Annotated in this window: 19 protein-coding genes and 1 pseudogene; 9 read left to right on the plus strand and 11 right to left on the minus strand. The window is 69.4% G+C overall.

The window, feature by feature from the left end; all coding sequences use genetic code 11:
• Nucleotides 1-570, minus strand: a complete 570-nt coding sequence (locus tag ABTZ59_RS03435) for a GNAT family N-acetyltransferase (RefSeq protein WP_351389585.1) — start codon at nucleotides 568-570, stop codon at nucleotides 1-3.
• Nucleotides 567-1,871, minus strand: a complete 1,305-nt coding sequence (locus ABTZ59_RS03440) for an NsdA family TPR-like regulatory protein (protein WP_351389588.1) — start codon at nucleotides 1,869-1,871, stop codon at nucleotides 567-569. The genes ABTZ59_RS03435 and ABTZ59_RS03440 overlap by 4 nt, the downstream gene beginning before the upstream one ends.
• A 916-nt stretch (nucleotides 1,872-2,787) precedes the next feature.
• On the opposite strand from ABTZ59_RS03440, the gene ABTZ59_RS03445 reads away from it, so the two are divergent.
• The 4 genes and pseudogenes from ABTZ59_RS03445 to ABTZ59_RS03460 all read left to right on the plus strand — a co-directional run bounded on the left by ABTZ59_RS03445 (nucleotide 2,788) and on the right by ABTZ59_RS03460 (nucleotide 5,285).
• On the plus strand, nucleotides 2,788-3,192 hold the full coding sequence (locus ABTZ59_RS03445) for a hypothetical protein (protein ID WP_351389590.1): 405 nt from the start codon (nucleotides 2,788-2,790) through the stop codon (nucleotides 3,190-3,192).
• 206 nt (nucleotides 3,193-3,398) lie between these two features.
• Nucleotides 3,399-3,923 (plus strand): annotated as a pseudogene (locus ABTZ59_RS03450) (NUDIX hydrolase); the annotation flags it as partial.
• Nucleotides 3,920-4,333, plus strand: a complete 414-nt coding sequence (locus ABTZ59_RS03455; protein WP_351389593.1) for an NUDIX hydrolase — start codon at nucleotides 3,920-3,922, stop codon at nucleotides 4,331-4,333. The pseudogene ABTZ59_RS03450 and the gene ABTZ59_RS03455, both read left to right, overlap by 4 nt.
• A gap of 688 nt (nucleotides 4,334-5,021) precedes the next feature.
• Nucleotides 5,022-5,285 (plus strand): hypothetical protein, encoded by a 264-nt coding sequence (locus ABTZ59_RS03460; RefSeq protein WP_351389595.1) that lies wholly within the window; start codon nucleotides 5,022-5,024, stop codon nucleotides 5,283-5,285.
• Nucleotides 5,286-5,299: 14 nt separating this feature from the next.
• On the opposite strand, the gene ABTZ59_RS03465 is transcribed toward ABTZ59_RS03460, so the two are convergent.
• The 6 genes from ABTZ59_RS03465 to ABTZ59_RS03490 form a co-directional block, all read right to left on the minus strand.
• Nucleotides 5,300-6,231 (minus strand): IS5 family transposase gene (locus tag ABTZ59_RS03465; RefSeq protein WP_503001911.1). Its coding sequence is split into 2 segments (ribosomal slippage): nucleotides 5,300-5,893 and nucleotides 5,896-6,231, totalling 930 coding nucleotides; the frame shifts between segments, so codons are not numbered across the junction.
• Between the two features lie 53 nt (nucleotides 6,232-6,284).
• On the minus strand, nucleotides 6,285-6,680 hold the full coding sequence (locus ABTZ59_RS03470) for a hypothetical protein (protein WP_351389598.1): 396 nt from the start codon (nucleotides 6,678-6,680) through the stop codon (nucleotides 6,285-6,287).
• 320 nt (nucleotides 6,681-7,000) lie between these two features.
• Nucleotides 7,001-7,216, minus strand: a complete 216-nt coding sequence (locus tag ABTZ59_RS03475) for a DUF397 domain-containing protein (protein ID WP_503001914.1) — start codon at nucleotides 7,214-7,216, stop codon at nucleotides 7,001-7,003.
• The gene (locus tag ABTZ59_RS03480; protein WP_351389604.1) at nucleotides 7,200-8,039 is read right to left on the minus strand and encodes a helix-turn-helix domain-containing protein; all 840 of its coding nucleotides are present in this window, start codon (nucleotides 8,037-8,039) and stop codon (nucleotides 7,200-7,202) included. The genes ABTZ59_RS03475 and ABTZ59_RS03480 overlap by 17 nt, the downstream gene beginning before the upstream one ends.
• Before the next feature lie 15 nt (nucleotides 8,040-8,054).
• Nucleotides 8,055-9,017, minus strand: a complete 963-nt coding sequence (locus ABTZ59_RS03485; protein WP_351389607.1) for a hypothetical protein — start codon at nucleotides 9,015-9,017, stop codon at nucleotides 8,055-8,057.
• Nucleotides 9,018-9,313: 296 nt separating this feature from the next.
• A complete protein-coding gene (locus ABTZ59_RS03490; protein WP_351389611.1) occupies nucleotides 9,314-10,873 on the minus strand; it encodes an FAD-dependent oxidoreductase in 1,560 nt (519 codons plus the stop codon).
• Between the two features lie 197 nt (nucleotides 10,874-11,070).
• Between ABTZ59_RS03490 and afsR the strand changes: the two genes are divergently transcribed.
• The 3 genes from afsR to ABTZ59_RS03505 all read left to right on the plus strand — a co-directional run bounded on the left by afsR (nucleotide 11,071) and on the right by ABTZ59_RS03505 (nucleotide 14,774).
• A complete protein-coding gene (afsR, locus tag ABTZ59_RS03495; RefSeq protein WP_351389615.1) occupies nucleotides 11,071-14,022 on the plus strand; it encodes an SARP-family global regulator AfsR in 2,952 nt (983 codons plus the stop codon).
• 207 nt (nucleotides 14,023-14,229) lie between these two features.
• Entirely contained in the window at nucleotides 14,230-14,397 is a 168-nt protein-coding gene (locus tag ABTZ59_RS03500) for a sigma-like protein (protein WP_351389618.1), read from the plus strand.
• Nucleotides 14,398-14,597: 200 nt separating this feature from the next.
• Nucleotides 14,598-14,774, plus strand: coding sequence for a hypothetical protein (locus ABTZ59_RS03505; RefSeq protein ID WP_249952073.1), 177 nt, complete (start codon nucleotides 14,598-14,600; stop codon nucleotides 14,772-14,774).
• Between the two features lie 70 nt (nucleotides 14,775-14,844).
• Here ABTZ59_RS03505 and ABTZ59_RS03510 read toward each other — a convergent pair whose 3' ends face one another.
• Nucleotides 14,845-15,363 carry a hypothetical protein gene (locus ABTZ59_RS03510; protein ID WP_351389622.1) on the minus strand — a complete coding sequence of 173 codons (519 nt, stop codon included), beginning with the start codon at nucleotides 15,361-15,363 and terminating at the stop codon, nucleotides 14,845-14,847.
• Between the two features lie 211 nt (nucleotides 15,364-15,574).
• Here ABTZ59_RS03510 and ABTZ59_RS03515 point away from each other — a divergent pair, with 211 nt between their 5' ends.
• Nucleotides 15,575-16,390 carry a hypothetical protein gene (locus ABTZ59_RS03515; protein WP_351389625.1) on the plus strand — a complete coding sequence of 272 codons (816 nt, stop codon included), beginning with the start codon at nucleotides 15,575-15,577 and terminating at the stop codon, nucleotides 16,388-16,390.
• Between the two features lie 48 nt (nucleotides 16,391-16,438).
• On the opposite strand, the gene afsK is transcribed toward ABTZ59_RS03515, so the two are convergent.
• Together afsK and kbpA are read right to left on the minus strand one after the other, a co-directional pair.
• The gene (gene afsK, locus ABTZ59_RS03520) at nucleotides 16,439-18,949 is read right to left on the minus strand and encodes a protein serine/threonine kinase AfsK (RefSeq protein ID WP_351389628.1); all 2,511 of its coding nucleotides are present in this window, start codon (nucleotides 18,947-18,949) and stop codon (nucleotides 16,439-16,441) included.
• Between the two features lie 122 nt (nucleotides 18,950-19,071).
• The gene (gene kbpA, locus ABTZ59_RS03525) at nucleotides 19,072-20,037 is read right to left on the minus strand and encodes an AfsK-binding protein KbpA (RefSeq protein WP_503001919.1); all 966 of its coding nucleotides are present in this window, start codon (nucleotides 20,035-20,037) and stop codon (nucleotides 19,072-19,074) included.
• A 360-nt stretch (nucleotides 20,038-20,397) separates the two neighbouring features.
• Here kbpA and ABTZ59_RS03530 point away from each other — a divergent pair, with 360 nt between their 5' ends.
• Nucleotides 20,398-21,045, plus strand: coding sequence for a TetR family transcriptional regulator (locus tag ABTZ59_RS03530; protein WP_351389631.1), 648 nt, complete (start codon nucleotides 20,398-20,400; stop codon nucleotides 21,043-21,045).
• Nucleotides 21,046-21,139 lie beyond the last annotated feature (94 nt).

Consider the following 21,139-nt stretch of genomic DNA (forward strand, 5'->3'; position numbering starts at 1 on the left):
CTACTTCAGAGGACCGCTTGAAGAGGGCGCGGTCCTCTGGATGGCGCGCAGCATGGCGGTGAGGACGGGCCCATCGGCGGTGGGCTGTTGCTCGCTGATCGTCTCGTAGCCCCACGACTCATACAGCGCCCTCACTCTTCCGTTCCCGGCCTGCGGGTTCACAAGAAGGGAGACCTGCTCCTCCGGCCGGTGCGCGAGCAGTTCGTCATGAATCCGCAGGGCGGTGCCAGTGCCTCGCCAGGGCTTACGGAGCATGATCTCCTTCAGCGCCAGGGTGGACGTGGCAGTGCATCCCGCAGGCAGGGCGGTGGTCATACGCCGCCACCAGCGGTCATCAGGCTGGAGTGTGTTCCCGTACGCATACCCCACCGGCTCCCGGCCGTGGTACGCGATGACGGCCTCCCATCCAGGCTCGGAGGCATGCCGGGCCAGCCGCTCGCCATACCGCTCCACTGAGTAGTGTGGCTGGTGAAGCTGATCAGCGCGTACTTCGGCGTAGACCTCGATGAGTTCGTGCCACACGGGCTGCGCCTCGAATGCATGGCGTAGTGCGATGCCATTGACGGTCACGTGTTGTTCCTTCGGAAGTCGTGGGTGTACTGGTCCCAAGCGCGACTTTGCGAACTGGATGGCGCGGCGGTGTGCAGCTTGATACCGAAGTCGCCAAGCATTCTGGCAACGCGTGGGTGACTGGTGAGGACGTCGGTGGGAATGGACATCGCGGTTTCGATGGCGGGTTCCAGATCCGCTTGTCCGAGTTGAGCGTGCGCAAGCCGGGCCGTGGTGATGGCTCGCGTGCGGTGCATGTGCGGCCTGAGCAAGGCCAGACTTCTATGGGCATGGGCTTCGGCCTGCTCGAAGTCACCCAAACTCAGGTACGCGGCAAGAGCGAGACTCTCCAACTCCGCTTGGTCGTAGAAGGCGTTCAGCCATACCGGCCGGTACTCCTTCGGATCGGCGCGGTTAAGCGCCTCTTGGGCATGGGCAAGGCCACGCCGGACGGCGTCGGCGCTGCCGGTGAGCCCGTGGATGGCCGCGTGACGTGCGTGCCCAAGGGAGGCGAAGAGCGGGTCGCGGCGGGCGATGGGCAGGCCGCGTGCCACATCATTGGCCGCCAAGGCATCCGCAGGACGCCCGAGGTGCCGGTAGAGGCTGCCCGCGTGGGACCAGATGCGGAACTGGATCATGCTGTCACCGGACATGGCGGCGAGGCTGGCAGCACGGTCGAAGTGGTTTTGTGCCTCGTCGAAGCGGCGTCCGTCGATGGCGGCCCACATGGCGCTGGAGGTGAAGGAAGCCGCGCAGGCATACAGGGCACCCCGTACCCGCTGGCTTGCGGTGCCGCGCCTTTGCAGAGCCAGGGCTTCGCCGGCGCAGTCGGAAGCTTGGTTCTCGATAGTGAGCTGTCCGCCATACCGATGGTCGCTCACGATGAGTGAGGTGAACTTGCTCAACAGACGCTCCACGTCGCCGGCCCCCACCCGTCGTTGCGCGGTGTAACCATGGGCGGGGATGGCGGAGGCGGCAGCCAGAGGGATTCCGACCGATGCGCTCATGAAGTGGCGGCGAAGCACACGGTCCTCCATTGGTCCCGATGGCGGGGGAGTTTTTTCTCCCCGAGGCGCGAATCCCAGTTCAGTGATCCGACAGTTGAAGACTGTCTCCAACGCCTCCCTCTGCCGCGAATGGGGCCAGCGAGTTTTTCCGGTCAGCCAGTTGCGCACGGTGCGGTCGCTCACGGTCCCGTCATGGCCGAGGGCACGCAGATAGGCGTTCACCGCTTCGGCTAATTCGTTCTGGGTGAAACCTGCTTCATCCATGCGGCTCATGAGCATCTGGTTGCCCTCCACCGTTTCACCGTAGTCAGTCACGCCGCTGGTGCAGAAGCGGACGACTGCGAAATTTCCAGTCGGCACCGACGCGCACTGCTCCGGCTTTTCCTCCCCTCACTGCTTGCCCAGTCGTTCACTGAAGCACAGCCACCACTACAGAGGGTGGCGACGCGATGACGGAAGGCACAGCACCAACGTGTGCGAGCAAGCCCCTCGAACGGCGGCCCGTAGGGCCGAACTTGAGGCCACGGTCCACAGCGGTGGCTGCTGGCGCCTCGTGCCCGAATCCGTCCCCCGGATGTACGACCCGGTGACACGGGCGCTCCTGGAGCGCGTACTCCACGGACTGAGGCGAGAGGCGGAATGACACACAGCAAGGCGCGGAAGGTCCTGGCCCAGCTGACGGAGGAGTTCGGGACGGACGGCCTCCTCGCCATCCCGAAGTGTGATCCCGGAGAGGGAAACACCGACCTCGTACCGGGGTCGGCACTGCGCTGGCCCCCGTGCGAATGCGGGCATTCTCTGTGCCCCGATTACGGCCCCCCGGAGTGAGAGCGCGATCGCACCGGGAGTACCGGCGCCCCCAACCCATGGCGACCGCATCGGGTCAGGGTCGCATCACCGTCTCCGAACGGTACCTACACCCCCGTTCCGGCCGGACTCCCGGCGAAGGAATCGCCGACCGGAACGGGTCGGGCCACAAGGGCCCAGCACTGCACCAATCGGCACGCCCGGACGGACCGGGGGCCGATAAAGCACAGGAGGTCACCATGCGACACCTGATGGAGCCGGTCAAGGTCGGCGGAGAGGACGCCGACAAGGACGACGGCGAGGGCGGCAGCCCCTCCGGCGGCTGCGGCGACGGCGACGGCTGCGGCCGGAAGTAACGGCACATCGTTGAACCGCGCGGCCCCGCACACCGAGCGGGGCCGCCTGCCGAACGTCAAGGAGAGAAGTGGCGCCGCACCACCACGCGTACGTATGGCTCGGTCACGGAGACGTATTGGTCAAGCCGGGCGACGCCCATCGTCGCTCGGGACATCCGGAGTTCCCGTCCGCTCAGGTGATGCCCCTCGAAAGCGCGGACTGGCTGCTCAAATCCGCATCCCGGATCGAAGCGACGTTCACCGAGCCGAAAAAAGCTGGGGAATGGTACGCCGAGCAATTGGAGCAGCACACCGAGACCTTCGCGGGCACGTACGCTCCGACGGCCGACCGCGATGAGATCGCACGGCGCTTGGCGGCCGGTGACGATGTCGTGGGGGGCTGGTGGGTAACCGGCGGCCGATTCCTCTCCGTCAATCTGATTGCGTGCAGTCCGCACCGGGTGCGCCGGGAATATGCCTGTCCGGCGCGATAGCGCAGCTCTTCAGCTCATCGGACTGCCGTCTCCGGGGGGCTGCAGGATTATGAGGAGCGTCCGAGCCGGATTGTCGTTCACCGCAATCCTGCATGTGCCTCCAGCGGCGGATGTAACCCCAGCCCTCGTTACCGGGGCCCACCCTTCCGTCGATGCACTCGTGCAACAGGCCGGCGTGCCCGCAGTGACAGGCGTACTCCTCGCCTGTCGTTCCGCGCGGGGAGATGCAGCAACTCCTCGACACGGCCCACGAGCAGGCACCCGCAGCGGCGCGACAGCGCTTCGCGCTCATGCTGGCGAAGGAGCAGGCCCCGGCGATCTCGACACCACCAGGCGCGCAGGCACTCCGCGTGGCCATCGCGGTAGTCATCCGCGACGGCGATGTCCTGCTGGTATGCCGACGTGATGACGAGGCCGCCGGGACCACCTGGCAGTTCCCGGCCGGGGTCATCAAGCCGGGAGGCAAGGCGGAGACCACCACCGTGCGAGAGACCTTGGACGAAACGGGCGTCCACTGCGTAGTCCGGCAACACCTCGGCAACCGGCTTCACCCCGTGACAGGCGTGCTGTGCGAGTACTTCCTCTGCGAGTACCTGGCGGGCGAGGCCAGCAACACCGACGCGGTCGAGAACATCGACGTCATGTGGGTCCCCAGAAACTCGGTTCCCCGCTTCATCCTCGTCGATACGATCTTCCCACCCATCCTGGCCGTTCTGGAGGAGCAGACGTGACGCAGCCGAACGCAGAGGATCGCCCCGGCATCGCTGCGGCCATCGTCGTCAGCGAAGGGCGCGTGCTCATGGTGCGCCGCAGGGTCAGCGAGGGACAGCTCTCCTGGCAGTTCCCAGCTGGAGAGGTCGAGTCCGGCGAGGCCCGCGAGGACGCCGCCGTGCGGGAGACCCAGGAGGAGACCGGCCTGGAAGTGGCCGCCGTGAAGCTGCTCGGCGAACGGGTCCACCCGAAGACGAGCCGGCTGATGTCCTACACGGCCTGCGAGGTGGTGGGCGGCATCGCGCACATCGCGGACACCGAGGAGCTGGCCGAGCTCGCTTGGGTCACGCGTAGTGAGATCCCTCAGTACGTACCGTACGGACTGTTCGAGCCGGTACAGGACTACCTCGACACGGCCCTGCTTTCCTGAACGGCCCCGGGCCAGGAAGCGTGCGCGCGGGAAAGCGCGGCGTCGTGACTGCGCCGGGTGGCGGGGCTCACCACTGCCGGTGTTCTCGTGGTCCACCTGAGCGGCCCGAGGAGGCGTCGTGACCGCCGTCTGTACAGGACGGTGTCGGCCTGGTGCCACGGGCCGGAGACTGGTGCCAGCGGCGGGCTGATCGGTGACCTCGTGAGTGGCGAGGCGTTCGCGCAGTCGGTTGATGGACGGGGCGGGGGCGAGATTGTAGCCGCTGAAGTAGACGGACCAGTCTTTGCCGTTGGAGCCGTCGGGTGCGGCCAGGCTGTAACCCAAGGCTTCGGCGTTCTCATGTAGAGCACTGTTCGTGACCATCCGTCAGCTCGGTGGCGCCCGGGGACGCGACAGGCGCGCGCTTCCGAGATCAGGGGGTTCTCTACGGCCCGTGATCCGAGCGGAAGACCGTGCCTGATGATCTGGGCGAAGAACCCATCGACTGAATGTTGATGCGCTCGCCGCGTTCGTTGACGTCGCCGGTACGAGCCTCACACCTCAGACAAACGCGGTCTGTTCATGACGGACAAACCGGCACGCGGCGTACCGTCGTTGTCGATGTCCGATACCCCAGCAGCCAGTCCACACGGTGGCCGGGTGGGCTAGGACTTGTCCGGCCGATCATGTTGCTGGTTAGGGTGCGAGCGTGGCCAAGACGAGCGTGAGCAACGAGACCAGCAGCGTGGTCTGCCTGTGGGTTGAGCCGTGGGGAACTGATCACTGGATGGGGCCGGGCGAAGAGTTCACCGTCGTGACCGAGACAGACCCGGAACACTCGCCGTTCAACGTGGTTGTGCATGATCAGGGCATCACGGTGTGGGTGAATTCGGGCAGCGACGCCGAAGTCTTCGACAAGAACGGCGACCTGATCCCGTGTGGGCATCAGCGGCCGGCGGAGGGCGAACACTGAGGTGTGTTGTGCCGTCAGGTTCGGAGCCAGACTGCGATGGCTGCCACGGTTGCGGTGCCAAGGTAGACGTAGCGGCGTTTGTCGTAGCGAGTGGCCACCGCCCGGTGCTGTTTCAGTCGGTTGATCGCGCGTTCGACGGTGTTGCGCTTCTTGTAGCGGTCTTCGTCGAATCCGGGTGGCCGCCCGCCGCGTGATCCCTTGCGCAGGCGGGCGGCCTGGCTGTCGGTCTTCTCCGGGATCGTGTGCCGGATGCCGCGGTGCCGCAGGTAGTCGCGGCACGGCCCATTGCTGTAAGCCTTGTCCGCAGCGACGCTGTCGGGCTTCTTGCGGGGCCTGCCCGGCCCGGGTCTTGAGACGCGGATCTTCTCCAGGACCGGCTCGAACTGCGTGCAGTCCGCCCGCTGACCTGGTGTGACGATCAGGGACAGTGGGCGGCAGCGCCCGTCCGCGCTCAGGTGGAGCTTGGTGGTGAACCCACCGCGCGAGCGCCCCAAGCCCTCACCTCCAGCACCACCTCCACCAGGCGGGCGCCGAGGCTCTGCCACGGTCTCTCGTGCTGGTGTTCTTCTGACTCGTCCCCCTTTGAGGCGGGGACCGGTGGTGGGTCGGTGCGGGCGCCCGCCGCGTGCTGATGCGCCCGCACGATGGTGGAGTCGACTGAGACGTCCCAGTCAATCTCACCCGCCGCATCGGCTGCGGCCTGGACCTGCTGGAGCAGACGCTCCCACGTTCCGTCAGCAGACCACAGACGGTGGCGTTCGTAGACGGTCTTCCACGGCCCGAACCGTTCGGGCAGGTCACGCCAGTGAACACCGGTCCGAACCCGGTGCAGAATCCCGTCGACCACCTGCCGATGATCCCTCCACCTGCCACAACGCCTATTACTGACCGGCAGGAACGGCCGCAGCCGTTCCCACTCGGCATCACTCAGATCACCCCGCCCCATGACCACATCAACGACCTGGGCAGGGAGTAGTCACATGATCGGCCGGACAAGTCCTAGCTGTCCAAGATGTGCCAGCGCCCGGGCGTAACGGGCCGGAACCGTAGCGTTTTGCCCTCGGTGATGAGTGCACTTCCGTTCAGGTTCCGCTTCTGCCGGATCTCGTACCAGTCGCCCTTGTCGACGAAGGTGATCGGGTCGTACTTGCTGGAGTAGGGATGCACCCACCCGTCCTTGGAGTCGAGGTAGTAGCCCTTGTAGTCGCCTCGCGTGATCTGGAGGTAACCGCCCCAGTTCCCATCCTCCTCCCAGCCATCGACGACCTTCACCCGGAGCCGGGACCCGACGTCGGAATCGCCGACGATCAGTGAGCTTCCTGAATTCCGCACCATGTTGATGTGGCTGACGTTCATGTGACCGAGCATGAACTCACCGGTACGCATGCGTCCCATGACCATTCTCCTCTTCGCGATGACCAAGCCCTCTGCTGGTTGCCCGGCGGAACGGTGAACATGCCGTTTCGCCTCCGCGAGCACCCTTTCGAAGGAACCGGTTCTGGTCATGTCATCCCCGCTCGACAGAGCGGCCAGGAGGCGGGCACGGGGCCCAACGCCCGGAAGGACGCCAGCCAGGGCACGCGTCGTCGATAGCCCGATACGCCTCGAACGCGGCATCGTCGGTAGAGGCGCCGTCAACACCGCAACCCCTCGGCACAAGGCTCCGCGTATGATCGCCCGGACAGTCCCTAACCCCGCCACCGTGCGTCGGTGACTCAGGTAGGGAACTCGCCGCGCTTGACGGCGGATACGAACGACGACCACTCACCTGCGGAGAAAGCCAACGCCGGGCCGTGAGGATTCTTGCTGTCACGGACGGGGACGATGCCAATGAGGCCGTCAGCGACCTCCACGCATTCGGCGCCCTCTCCATTGCTGTAGCTGCTTTTGCGCCACGTGGTAAGGGCAGACGCGTCAGGAATCTTCTGCATTCTCATACTCTCCCAGGTATGTGCGCATCAGGGTGAGAGATTCCTTCTCAGGCAACGCTTTCGATCGAGCCTTGTCCAGCATTTGCGTAAGCCTGAGGATTCTCTTCGGTGACTCCACCGACTCCCCGGACGCGAAGCTCTCGACGTAACCGATGGTAGCCCCGTTCCGGAACGTTTGGAGACTCAGACTCCCACCCAGCAGGGGATGCTCCCCCTGAGTGAACGGGAGCACCTGAACCGTGACATGAGGCATCCGCATCACCTCAAACATGGAGGTAATTTGCTCGGCCATGCACCTTGAGCCCCCGACAGGGCGTTTAAGCGACGCTTCATCCATAATTGCCCAGAAAAGTAGTGAATTATCCTTACTGAGGACGCGCTTGCGTCGCATACGCGTCTCGACAAGCTCACTCAACTGCTCCTTCGAATCGTGGGATCCCGTTTCCCGAATGAGCGCGTGAGCGTAGTCCTCGGTTTGCAGCAGACCAGGAATGAGGCTGCTGTTGAATACCTGGATGCGCGTTGCCTGTTCCTCGCTGCTGACGACCGCGCGACCGTAGTCGGGAATCGACGTGTCCTGTGCGAGCTCCAGCAGATCTACGAAGAGGCCGCTCGTACCGAAGTGCGTGTCCAGCGCGATGGCCAGGGCTTCCGACGGGAGTTGGTCTCCCAACTCGACCCTGCCGAGATAGGAGTGCGGATAACCCACCTGCTCGGCGAGGGCACGGAGCGACAGCCCAGAGTCGCCGCGCATCCGTCGCAGCCTCCGGCCCAGCAGCGTGCGCGGGGTGGCCTTGCCGTCTTCGTCGTTGTTCAGCTCCATAGGCAGAACTTCCTTTCAGCTGGCGGGCCGTGAGGCTGCTTGGCAGCCGGGGCAGTCGCCGGGTGCCGGTGCACGGAAGGCGTGGTCGCAGCGGTCGCAGTTCTGGAGGGGGACGACGCGTGGTCGGGCCGGTGCGGTGGGGAGCGGCGGGGGCAGCAGGGTGGTGAGGCGGTGGGCGAGGAGGGCCGCTGGGGAGTGGATCGGCTCTTGCGGGAGCAGGCTGGTCAGGGTGCGTTGCACGGCGGCGGGTTCGATGCCACGTTCCAGCCAGGCCGATACGGCGCCCGCGAGGCGGCGGACATCCCGTTCGGAGAGCATCAGGCGCGGGTCGTGGCGTCGGAGTCCGGCGAGGATTTCGGCAGCGGTGCGGTGGCGGGTGAGGTCGGGGCAGCCGGGCTCGGGAAGGGGCGGGGCTGGTGCCGGAGTCCGGGCCGGGGGACGGGTGTTGGCCAGGGCGGAGGTGGTGGCGGGAGCCGGGGCAGTGGCGGGAGCCGGGGCGGCCGTGGCGGCGGGAGCCGGGGCCGGGGTGGTGGGGGGAGCCGGGGCGGCGCTCGGAGTCGGCGTCGGCTTCCGCGTCGGCATCGGCTTCGGCGTCGTCGGCTGCTGGATCACGGCCCCCGGCATGTCGTACGCCACCGTCCTCGTCACCCAGCGGCCTTGCGGGGTGCGTTCCCTCGTACGGCTGAGGTAGCCGTACGCCTCCAGCTGCCGCAGCCCCTTGGCGATCGCCACCTCGCCCTCCTCGAACCGCGCGGCGAGGCTTTTGATGCCGACGTTCACCCCATCGGGCAGCGACTGGATATACACCCCGAGACCCAGCGCGACCAGCGACATTCCCTCGTGCTGGGCGAGGTGGTTGCCGATCACGGTGAACTTCTCGGTGTGCCGGTGCCGTTGATGGGCGACCCCGGACGGGGGAACGGTCGCCGGAATGCCGGACTGGGCGCGCGAGGGCGCGTTAAGCTGCTGAAGAGCCATCGGGAAGCCGTTTTCTTCCTGGGTGGTCAGGCCCTCGATCGGGATGCCAGTCCCGGCCGGGGGCCGAATTGGTTTTGGAGTACGTCGCTGAGCGTAACCACACCAACACGCCACCTTTGACCACATGTTGCCATCTTCACCCGTGCGAGTGACGAGGACCGCTTGGGGAAGAGGGGGCGGTTGGGATGGGTTCTTACCCGGGTTCTTGAGAGCTTTTTACGTCCCGGGCCGCCGGGTCCTCGTCCACCGGGTCGTGGATACCTCGATCCGGTTTGGCGCGTGCAGATCCCGCCGCGCTACGGCCGTCCGGTCCGCTGTCCGGTCCACTCCGTGAGGGCGTGGCGCAGGCCCGCCGGGTCCGGGTGGTCGGCCGCCCAGGCGATATAGCCGTCGGGCCGGATGAGCAGCGTTCGCGTGGCGCTGTGCGCGAACTCGGCGTACAGCGCCGGGCCGTCGTCCGGCACCGCCGACCGTACGGATGCGCCCCCACGCGGTCCCACCGCCACGAACCGGCCCGCGCGCAGCGCCTCGTACAGCCGTCCGGACGACAGCGCCAGGTCGGGGGCGCGCCTGCCGACCAGCGGGTGGGCGCCGCGCGGGGAGGCGTACGCGATGCCGATGCCGCTGACCACCCGCATCCCCCTGTCGGCGAACGGACGTACTCGGGCCAGCAGTTGAGAGCCGATCGAGCGCAGGGCGCGCAGTGGGGCGGAGCGGGTCAGCGCGGACCGGATGATGAGCCCGCTGGCACGCAGCACCATGGCGCCGACCGGGTGGCGTTCCGCCTCGTACGTGTCGAGCAGCGCGTCGCCCGCGCGTCTGTCGAGCACGGCCGACAGCTTCCAGCTGAGGTTCGCGGCATCCTGAAGGCCGGTGTTCATCCCCATGCCCCCGGCCGGGGAATGGACGTGCGCGGCGTCGCCCGCGAGGAAGACGCGCCCCACGCGGTAGTGCGGCGCCTGCCGTTCGTCGCTGTGGAAGCGCGAGATCCAGCGCGGGCTGTGCATGCCGTAGTCGGAGCCGAGTGCGCGCTGTGCGGCTTCCCGCACCTCATCGAGATCGGCGGGCGCGGTGTCGGGGAGCTGCCGGTCGCGGTTCCAGCCCATGACGCGGTACCAGCCGTCGCCGAACGAGCCGATCAGCGCGAAGAAGTCGCCCTCGGCGTTGGCCATCAGCGGGGCGGGGGGCGTCCTGGTCAGCCGGACGTCGGCCAGCACCATGGAGCGGATGACGGACGGGCCGGTGAAGGGCAGTCCGAGGGAGCGGCGGACGGTACTGGAGACGCCGTCCGTGCCGACGACATAGGAGGCGCGGAGCACCCGGGCCCCCGGCTCGGCCCCGGCCCCGGACCCGGACCCGGGCTCGGGCTCGGCCCCGGACCCCGGCCCGGCCTGCGCCCCGCCCGCCCGCACCTCCACCGCCGCGCCGTCCTCGTCCTGCCGTACGCCCGTCACCTCGCTGTCGTACAGGAAGGTGACACCCGCCTCGCGGGCACGCCGTTCGAGCAGTCGCTCCACCTCGTACTGTCCGACGATCAGGACGTACGGGAAGCGGCTGCGCAACCGGCTCAGATCAATGGACGCCCGCGTGAGCAGCCGCAGTTCCCGCACCGGGAATCCGCGCGCCACCAGCTCGTCGGCGAGCCCGCGCGCGTCCAGTTGCTCCAGGGTGCGGGCGTGGACGGCGAGAGCGCGCGTGAGATTTCCGACGGCTTCCGGGCGGCGTTCGACCAGGGTCACCGAGTGTCCGGCGGCCGCGAGATCCCCCGCGAGCAGCAACCCGGTCGGACCGGCACCCACCACGATCACATCGGTCATAGCCGCTGCCTCCTCGTCGTCCGTACCAGCGATGGTCATCGTCGTTGGTCACCGTCGTTGGTAACCGTCATACCCATACCCACTGGTCAAACGAAGTACGGCGCTCCGCTTCACCCGGGTCGACGGCGGTCCCGACCTGTCGAGGGCTTGTGCAGACCCCCACTCACTGCTGACGCACAGCCATCGACAAGGCAGACTGTCGAGGGCGATACCGGCAGTGGCAGGCAGGGGGAGCTATGGAACGTGACGGCGGGCCGCGCGTACCGGAGCAGCGGGCTCCGGCCGTGCCGGGTGACTTCGGCGAGCTGCGCTTCAGCGTGCTCGGACCGGTACGCGCCTGGCGCGGCGGCGAGCCGGTGCCGCCCGGGTCGCCGCAGCAACGCGCCCTGCTCGCGGCCCTGTTGCTGCGTGACGGCCATACCGCCACGGCCGGTGAACTCATCGACGCGCTCTGGGGCGACGACCCGCCCTCGCAGGCGCTGGCCGCCGTGCGGACCTATGCCTCGCGCCTGCGCAAGATGCTCTCCTCCGGCGTGCTCGTCACCGAGGCCGGCGGCTACGCGGTGCGGAACCGGCCGGATCTGCTGGATCTGAACGTGGCTCAGGAACTGGCCAGGGAAGCGGAGAAGGCCCGCGCAGCCGGGGACCGCAACCAGGCCCGTGAGCTGCTGAACAAGTCGCTGGACCTGTGGGAGGGCGAGACGCTGGCCTCCGTACCCGGCCCGTACGCCGAGACGCAGCGCGCCCGGCTGGAGGAGTGGCGCCTCCAGCTCACCGAGACCCGGCTCGATCTGGACCTGGAGGTCGGCTGCCACGCGGAGGCCGTCTCCGAGATGACCGTCCTGACCGCCGCTCACCCGCTGCGGGAGCGGCTGCGCGAGCTGCTGATGCTCGCGCTCTACCGCAGCGGCCGGCAGGCGGAGGCGCTCGCCGTCTACGCGGACACGCGCCGGCTGCTCGCCGAGGAGCTGGGCGTCGACCCGCGTCCCGAACTCGCCCGGCTCCAGCGGCGCATCCTCCAGGCGGACGCCGAACTGGCCCGCCCCGTCGAGCAGCCCGCGCCGCCCGCGACCTTCACGCGACCCGCGCAGCTCCCGGCGACCGTGCCCGACTTCACCGGTCGCGTCTCCTTCGTACGGGAGCTGGGCAAGCGGCTCTCCACGGTCGAGGGGTCCGTGATGGCGGTCTCGGCGCTCGCGGGGATCGGCGGCGTCGGCAAGACGACCCTGGCCGTGCATGTCGCGCACGCGGCACGGACGTACTTCCCCGACGGTCAGCTGTACGTGGACCTTCAGGGCGCGGGCACCCGGGCCGCCGAGCCGGAGAACGTCCTCGGCTCGTTCCTGCGGGCGCTCGGCACGCCCGACACCGCGATCCCCGACTCCCTCGACGACCGCTCCGCGCTCTACCGCTCGACGCTCGACGGCCGGCGCATCCTGGTCCTGCTGGACAACGCCCGGGACGCCGCGCAGGTCCGCCCGCTGCTGCCGGGTACGGAGGGCTGCGCGGCGCTGGTGACCAGCCGGGTCAGAATGGTCGATCTGGCGGGCGCGCATCTGGTCGACCTCGATGTGATGTCGCCGGAGGAGGCGCTTCAGCTCTTCACCCGGATCGTCGGCGAGGAGCGTGTCACCGCCGAGCGCGAGGCGGCGCTGGATGTCGTCGCGGCGTGCGGTTTCCTCCCCCTGGCCATCCGGATCGCGGCGTCCCGGCTGGCGGCCCGCCGCACCTGGACGGTCTCGGTCCTCGCGGCGAAGCTCGCCGACGAGCGGCGCCGGCTGGACGAACTCCAGGCGGGCGATCTCGCGGTCAAGGCGACCTTCGAACTCGGCTACGGCGCCCTGGACCCGGCCCAGGCCCGCGCCTTCCGCCTGCTCGGCCTGGCCGACGGCCCCGACCTCTCGCTGGCCGCGGCGGCGGCCATACTCGACCTGCCGCTGCACGACGCCGAGGACCTGCTGGAATCACTGGTCGACACCTCGCTGCTGGAATCCGCGGCCCCGGGCCGCTACCGCTACCACGACCTGGTCCGCCTGTACGCGCGTGCGTGCGCGGAACGCGACGAACAGCCGCCCTCGGAACGGGAGGCGGCGCTCTCGCGGCTGCTGGACTTCTACCTGGCGACGGCCGCGAGCGTATTCGCCCTGGAGCGCCCGGGTGACCGTCTGGTGGACCATCTGGAGCCGACGACGTACCCGGGCCTGTCCTTCACCGACCGGCACGACGCGCAGGACTGGCTGTACGCGGAGGCCAACTGCCTGCTGGCGTTCGTACGCCAGTGCGCGGACACACCGACGCTGCGGCGGGCGGTGGACCTTCTGTGGGCGGCGCTGGACCTCGGCGAGTCGGGCGCCAACTCGAAGGACTACGAGGCATCGGCGAGAGTCGTCCTGGAAGCCGCGCGTGTCCGCGGCGACGCGTGGGCCGAGGGGCGCGCCCTGATGACGCTGGCCAACGTGCACAGTGTGGCGGGCCGCTTCGACCAGGCCGAGGAAGAGGCGGCGGCGGCCATGCGGCGCGCCGCCACGACCGGCGACGTGCCCCCCGGTTGCTGGGCGCCCAACGTCCGGGGAATCATCGCGCTCTATCAGCACCGGCACGCCGACGGCGAGCGGCATCTCACCATGGCCATCGACAACTTCCGCGGCGACGGGGACCTTCCCGGCGAAGCGAGCGCGCTGTGCAATCTCTCGCGCATCCGCTTGGCCGCGGGGCGCACGGACAGCGCGATCGCCCTGGCCCGGCAGGGCATCGACATCTACGACGCCCTGGGGCACACGTTCCGCGGCGCGAACGGCCGCTATGCCCTGGGGCTGGCGCTCGCCCAGGGCGGACAGTTGTCCGACGCGGCGGAACGGCTCGACGAAGCCCTCGCCGTCTTCCGGGACAGCCGTCAGAGGCTGTGGGAGGGCATGGCGCTCTTCCGGCTGGCCGAGATCGACATCTCCGCCCGCAAGATGGCGCAGGCGGCGTCGAACGCGGAAATGGCGCTGACCGTACTCCGCGACATCGGAGGCGAGTGGCGCCGCGGCAATGTACTGACCGTGCTCGGCCGCGCGCTCAGCGGCATAGGGCAGACGGGCCGCGCCCAGGTCTGCTGGCAAGAGGCGCTCTCGATATACGAGGCTCTGGGGTCGCCCGAGGCGAGCGAGGTCCGCGCGTTACTGAGGCCCATGGCGGCCGCGTAGGTCCCGCGTCAGGCCGTTCATCGTTCGTTTATCGCGCCACGGCATCGTCTCTCCTGTCGGTCCGCCGAATCGGGGGGCGCACGGATCGGCGAGGGGCCGCGGCGCTAACGTATGCGGCCTTGTGTGCCCGCCCGGCGGTCCCCGGGGGAACCGCCGGGCGGGTACGGCCGATCCGCCACGCAGAGCAGCTAACGGGAGATAGCGATCATGGACGACATCAAGAAGAAGGACACGGCGGTCAAGCCGCAGGACCAGCACGCGACGGGTACGGAAGAAGAAGGCACGGCCACGACTCAGGACCAGCACGCCACGGGTGGCGGCATCGGCACGCTGGACCAGCACGCCACGTCCGAGCCGTTCAAGCCGGGCGCCTGAGCACCTAGGGACCTAACCCTCGCGGGGGAGGTGGCCGCGGCGGCGCGGAGGGGGAGCCGCCGCGGCCGCCGCATGTCCGACGACCTCGCATTCACGCCATTCGATGGGCGTAAACCGCCATATCGACCGAACACGCGTGCCCTAATACTTAGGGTACTGAGGGTCGAGAACGACCGACGAGCCCACTTTCAGGAGTTGAAGTGACGCGTACGAAGAAGTTCTTCGTTGCAGCGGCTGTCGCGCTCGCCGCCGCGGCGGCTACGGCCTCCCCGGCCATGGCGGACGCGCACGCCACCACCATGGGAAGTGGTGTCTCCGTCCAGGACGCGCACGCCACCGGCGGCGACGCCACGACCAGCGACGTTCACGCCACCTGAGGCGCACCGCGCATGGAGAGGGGTCCGGGCGATCTCGCCCGGGCCCCCTTCTCGTGTCGTGGGGCACGCTCTAGCTCTTAATCGTCGGCTCGCACTCGCGTACCCGCGCGACCTGCTTCGGGCTGTCCATCGGGACCCTGACCGTCGTCGTCTCCCCGCCGTCCAGCTCCACCGTCGTGTCGCCGAAGTCGACGACCGAGCCCGCCGCGTCCTCGAAGGTCACGTCGACCTCGTAGGTGTCCGTCGGACCGGGTCCCGCCGACACGCGCACGGTCGCGTAGGTGACGGCCTTCCGCTTGCCCTTCGCCTTGCTGACGCAGCTGACGATCCGCGCCTCGGCGCCCGCCGTCGCCGTGGGCGTCGGGTCGTACGAGCTGCCGGACGAGCCGTAGTCGTCATCGGAGTCGTAGTCCGAGTCGGAGTACGAACCGTTGCTTTTCTTCGAGTTGGAGCAGCCACCCCCGCCGCCGCTCGATCCCTTGCTCTTGCCGCTTCTGCCGCTCTTACCGCCCGTGGAGGACGAGAACCCCGTCAGGGCCAGCACCACCGCGACCAGTACGACCGCGACTTTCAGACGTCGACGTATCACGATCGACACACCCCCCGTATGTACGCACTTTCACCGATGGCTCAGGGTGCGACGCACTCGTGGACCTGTCAAACACGCGCGCCGCGCCCGCAGTTGGGGCGCGGGCGCCCCCGGCGGCGCGGTGGGCGCCCGCCGTCGCGTGGCGAGGGCCGGATACGCGGCGTAGCGTCGCTGACGGAGCACGATCACGCACCGCGAAGGAGGGCCGGCGATGGTCCGTAACATCCTCGGCTCGCTGCTCGCTCTCATCGGAGCGGCCGCCGCCGTCCTCAGTCCCTTCCGTCCCTGGTATGACGGCCGGGAGGGGAGCGACTTCCCCGTCACCGACCTGTTCAACGGCATCTCCGGCAACGGCTCCAGCGTCTTTGTCTCGCTCGCGGGGCCCTTCCTCTTCGCCGCCCTGGTCACGCTGTGCGGCGTGGTGCTGCGCTCGCGCGCGCTGGTGGCGCTGGCCGGTCTTGTCGTGCTCGGTGCCACGGTCCTGTGGATGGTGCGCCAGGGCCAGTCGGCGGACGGCCTCGACGTCACCGCCGGCGGTTCTGGCCTGGGCACCGGCGTCGCGTACGCCGCCGGCGGCGGGATGCTCCTGCTGCTGGCCGCGCTGGTGATGAGCGGCCGCCGGCGCCGCGCCCTGTGGCGGAGTCAGGAGCCCCCGTACGACTACGAGGCCCCGTACCCGCAGCGGTATCAGCCCCCGCAGCCGCACCAGCCCGCCTACGAGCACGCGCCGCACGAACAGCCGTACGAGCACGCGCCGTACGAACACGCGCAGTACCAGCAAGCGCAGTACCAGCGGCCGCAGTACCAGCAGCCGTCCGGGCCCTCGGGGCGATACGACCAGTACGCGTACCAGCCCTACGGATACGAGCCCCAGCCGCCGCCGTCCTCACCCCCGGAGGAGTGGTCGCCGCACGACGGCGACACCCAGTCGCTCCCCCGGGTCACCGACGAGCAGTGGAGCCCGAGCTCCACACCGCCGACCGGACCGCCGCCCGAGGATCCGCCCGACACCCCACGGGCGCGCTGACCGCCGCCTCAGGGCGACCGCCGCCTCAGCGGGACCCGCGGCGCCGCCTCAGCGGGACCCGCGCCCCGTGGCCGTCCCCTTCACCGAGTCCAGCGCGTAGACACAGCGGTCCTTGCTGCACGCGTACACCACGCCCCGCTGGGCCACGGGCGAGCCCGTGATCTCGCCGCCCGTCGCCAGCTTCCAGCGCAGCTGGCCACCGCTCGCGTCCAGCGTGTAGAGGACATGGTCGGCCGAGCCGAAGTGCAGCCGGCCGTCGGCGACGACCGGCGCGCCGATGACCTCGCCGCCCGCCGCGAAGCGCCACTTGGGCGTGCCCGTCACCGCGTCCAGCGTGTACAGCGCGCTGCCGCTGCCGACATGGACATTGCCGTCCGCGACCAGCACCGGTTCGATCGACTGCCGGGATTCCGTCGCGATGCGCCAGCGGTCCTTGCCGGTGGTGGCGTCCAGCGCGTACACCGTGCCGAGATAGTCCGCGAGATAGACACCGCCGCCCGTCACGGCCGGCCCAGGGGCGAAGGCGGGCGGGGAGAGGAAGACCGCGGGCGCCTCGAAGTGCCAGCGCACATGCCCGCTGACCAGATCGATGGAGAGCACGCGCGTACCGGCCGAGACATACAACTGGCCGTCGGCGGCGGGCCGTACCCGCACGGGCACGCCCCCGCAGGAGGCGGCGTCACCGATGGGGTACGACCACAGCTCGGTGCCGGTGCGCGCGTCCAGCGCCAGCAGCCGGGCGTCCTTCCACACGTACACCGTGCCGTCGTGGATCGCGGGCCCGGCCTCCGGTGTCTCGAAGTCCGTCTGGGCCCCGGCGGTCTCCCACAGCTTGTCGCCGTTCGACGCCTCCCACGCCTGGACGCCGCCGCCGCGCGTACCCGTGACGACCGTGCCCCGGTCGACCTTCAGGGAGTACACCCAGGCGTCGGTCTGGAGCCGCCAGCGCTCGGCGCCGTCCGCGGCGTCGAGCGCGTACAGCGTCGGCCCGTCCGAGGCGTGGATCCGGCCACCGGCGACAGCCATCGCCCACGCCACGTCCCTGGTCTTGAACTGGCGGCGTCCGCTGGCCACATCCAGCGCGTGCACCTCGAAGGACGTGACATAGAGCAGATCGCCGTCGACGACCGGTGTGCCCCAGACGTCATTGGACATCCGGAACCGCCAGGGCCGCCAGCGGCCGGGAGCGCCTTCAGGAGGCGCGGCGGGCGCGGGCACCGGTGGTGCGGCGGGGGGCGCGACGCCGGTGAGCGCATCCGTACCGTTCAGCCCGGCGGGCGGCCGGATCCAGCCCGTGGCGGGGCCCGCGTCGGCGCCGCCGACGCCGACGCGCGTGTCCGCGACCCGAGGTCCCGGACCGATCGGCACGGGCGACCCCGCCAGCCTGAGCGGGCCCTCCGGCGGCGCGGAGCGGGGCGCGTGCGGCAGCGCCGGCGGCGACATCGCGGCCGCTTCGTCGGACCGGCCCGCGTGCTGGCTCTCGTTCCCGCCGCCACCGCCCTGTCGCGCCGTGCCGGGCCGCCACGCGGCGTCCCAGTCGGGGGCCGCCTGCGCGGGCACCGGCGGCTCGTGCGCGGGCCTCGGCGGTACGGCGGCGACCGCGCCGGGACCGACCCCCGGCCCCGCACCGGCACCGGCGTGCCGTACGGCGGGTGCGGGCCCCCGGCCGCCGGCCCTGCGGCGCTCGATCATCGCGGTGGCGAGATCCGGCAGCCATGCCGACGCCGTGCCGCTGTCGTCACCGCCCGAGGCGAAGAGATGGGGAGCCAGCTGGGCCTGGAGATCGGCGGGCGAGGGCCGCTGCGAGGCGTCCATCTTCATGCACGCCTCGATGAGCGGCCTCAGCTCCTCCGGCAGCCCCGTCAGGTCCGGGCCCTCGCGCAACAGCATGAAGACCGTCTCGACGGGGTTGGCGCCATGGAACGGCGCGTGTCCGGTGGCGGCGAAGACGAGGGTCGAGCCGAGCGAGAAGACATCGCTGGCCCCTGTCACACTGCGCGAGTCGCGGGCCTGCTCGGGCGACATGTACGCGGGCGTACCCACGGCGACATTGGTCATGGTCAGCCGGGTGTTGGAGACGCCGGAGGCGATACCGAAGTCGATGACCCGCGGCCCGTCCTCCACCACCAGCACATTCGACGGCTTCATGTCGCGGTGCACGAGATTGGCGCCATGGATCGACTGGAGGGCCTCCGCGATCCCCGCCGCCAGCCAGCGCACCGCCTGCGCCGGCATCGGACCGCACTCACTCACTATCTCTTCCAGCGAGGGGGCGGGCACATACGCCGTCGCCAGCCAGGGCACGGCGGCCCGGGGATCGGCGTCCACGACGGCGGCGGTGTAGAACCCGCTGACGGCGCGCGCGGCCTCCACCTCTCGCGTGAAGCGGACCCGGAACAACTGGTCCTCGGCAAGCTCGGTACGTACCGTCTTGATCGCCACCCGGCGGCCGGACGCCGAGCGCGCGAGATAGACCAGCCCCATGCCGCCGGCTCCGAGCCGCCCGAGCACCTCGAAAGGGCCGATGCGCCTCGGGTCGTGCTGCGTCAGCTGCTCCACTTGCCTGCCACCTCCCCGTACGGGCCACAAAGGTACGGCCCCGTGCCCCCTGATTCTTCCTGTCGGAGGCGCCGGTTGCGAACCCGGGGGCGGATCGGGGTGTCTCACCTCGATCCGGACACTCATGTGCTCTCCTGCTCCCCTTCCCGCTCCGGCGCGGGCTCCGCGCCCGATGTCGCCCCCGATGTCGCGCCCGCCGGCTCGCCCGCCGCCGACCCGGCTGTCGCACCCTCAGCCTCCTCGGCCGCCGCCCCCGCCGGGGAGGCCGCCGCCTTCGCCGCCGTCTGCTCCGGCGCGCGCTCCCGCTCACGCTTCGGCTCGGCCAGCACGGCGAAGTACGCGCCCTGGTTGTCCAGCAGCCCCGCCATCCGTCCGTGGTCGATGTCGAACGGTGGTGCGGTGATCCTGCCGCCGAGCCGGACGACCGTCGCCGCCGTCTCGTCGCAGTCGTGGACCGAGAAATAGCTGAGGAAATGGCCGGGCAGCTCCGCCGGGAACGCGTCCGTTATCACGCTGCGTCCGCCGATCGCACTCTCCGTGCCCGGCGCGGAACCGGCCGGGGACCACAGCCGGAAGTCGATGCCGGATCCCGGCAGATCCTTGCCCCGGAAGCCGAAGACCCTCTCGTAGAACGGGTCGACGCGCTCCTTGTCCCTCGTATAGACCTCCGTCCAGCAGAAGGATCCGGGCAGGCCCGTCTTCTCGAAGCCCAGGTCCTCGCCCGCCTGCCAGAACCCGAAGACCGCACCGGCCGGATCCGCCGCCAGCGCCATCACACCGAACCGTCCGACGGCCATCGGCTCCCGCACCAGCTGGCCGCCCGCCTCCCTGATCCTCGCGCTGAGCACGTCGGCGTCCGGGGTGGCGAAATAGATGGTCCATACGGTCGGCATCCGGCCGTCCCGCTTGGCGACAAGGCCCGCGACGCGCCTCCCGCCGCTGAATGCCAGGGTGTAGTGCCCGTCTTCCATGCCCCTGGCCCTGCCGAAGGTCCAGCCGAACAACTCCCCGTAGAAGCGCTTGCCCGCTTCCAGATCGGGGAGTGACACATCCACCCAGCACGGCGTGCCTTCCGCGAATGCGTCCATGTCCCGGACTCCTTCCGTATGGATAAAGAGAACAGTTGCTTCACTATCGCAGCGTGAACTCGCCGCCACCCCGAGTTATCCACCGAAGTTGTCCACAGGCTGTTGATAACACTATTCAAGCCCGCGCCCGCGCCGCCCGCCTCCCGGATCACCCCGCGAGCCCCCACCCACGGCCGGCCCGGCCCCCGGGTCCACTCCCGGTCCACCGCCGACCCGGTCCCGGTCCGGTCCCGGTCCACTCCCGGTCCGCTCCCGGTCCGCTCCCGGTCCGCTCCCGGTCCGCTCCCGGTCCGCGATGGCCGATTCCCCATTTGCACTCGGCCAAATCGCGCTCGGATCACCCCTCGGTAAGCTGACTGCATGACAGGACAAGTGCGCACCGTCGACGGCCGCGTGGCTGGTCGACGCGGGCAGGCGACGCGGCAGAAGCTGCTCGACTGCCTCGGCGAGATGCTCAGCTCCTCGCCGTACCGGGACGTCAAAGTCATCGATGTCGCCCGCAAAGCGGGCACGTCACCCGCGACCTTCTACCAGTATTTCCCGGACGTCGAGGGCGCTGTCCTTGAGATCGCCGAGGAAATGGCCAAGGAGGGCACCGGGTTGACCGAGCTGGTCTCCGGCCGCTCCTGGGCCGGCAAGGCCGGCTGGCAGACGTCCGAGGAACTCGTCGACGGCTTCCTCGACTTCTGGCGCAAACACGACGCCATCCTCCGGGTGGTCGATCTGGGCGCGGCGGAGGGCGACAAGCGATTCAACAAGATCCGCATGAAGATCCTGAACTCCGTGACCGGCTCCCTCACGGATTCCGTGAAGGAGCTTCAGTCCAAGGGCAGGGTCGACAAGGACATCAGTCCGGCGGCGCTGGCCGGCTCGCTGGTCGTGCTGCTCGCCTCGGTCGCCTCGCACCAGAAGGGCTTCCAGAGCTGGGGTGTGAAGCAGGCGGAACTGCGGCCTACGCTCGCCCAGTTGGTCCATCTGAGCGTCACCGGCAAGAAGCCCACGAAGTAACGCTCCGCAGCAGTAACGCTCCCCAGATGTAACCCGCTCCAGAAGTAGCGCGCTCCAACTGAGGCAACCCGCCGAAGCGGGCCGGCGCCCGGGC

This window comes from Streptomyces sp. NPDC094034 (assembly GCF_040303865.1).
GTDB lineage: Bacteria > Actinomycetota > Actinomycetes > Streptomycetales > Streptomycetaceae > Streptomyces.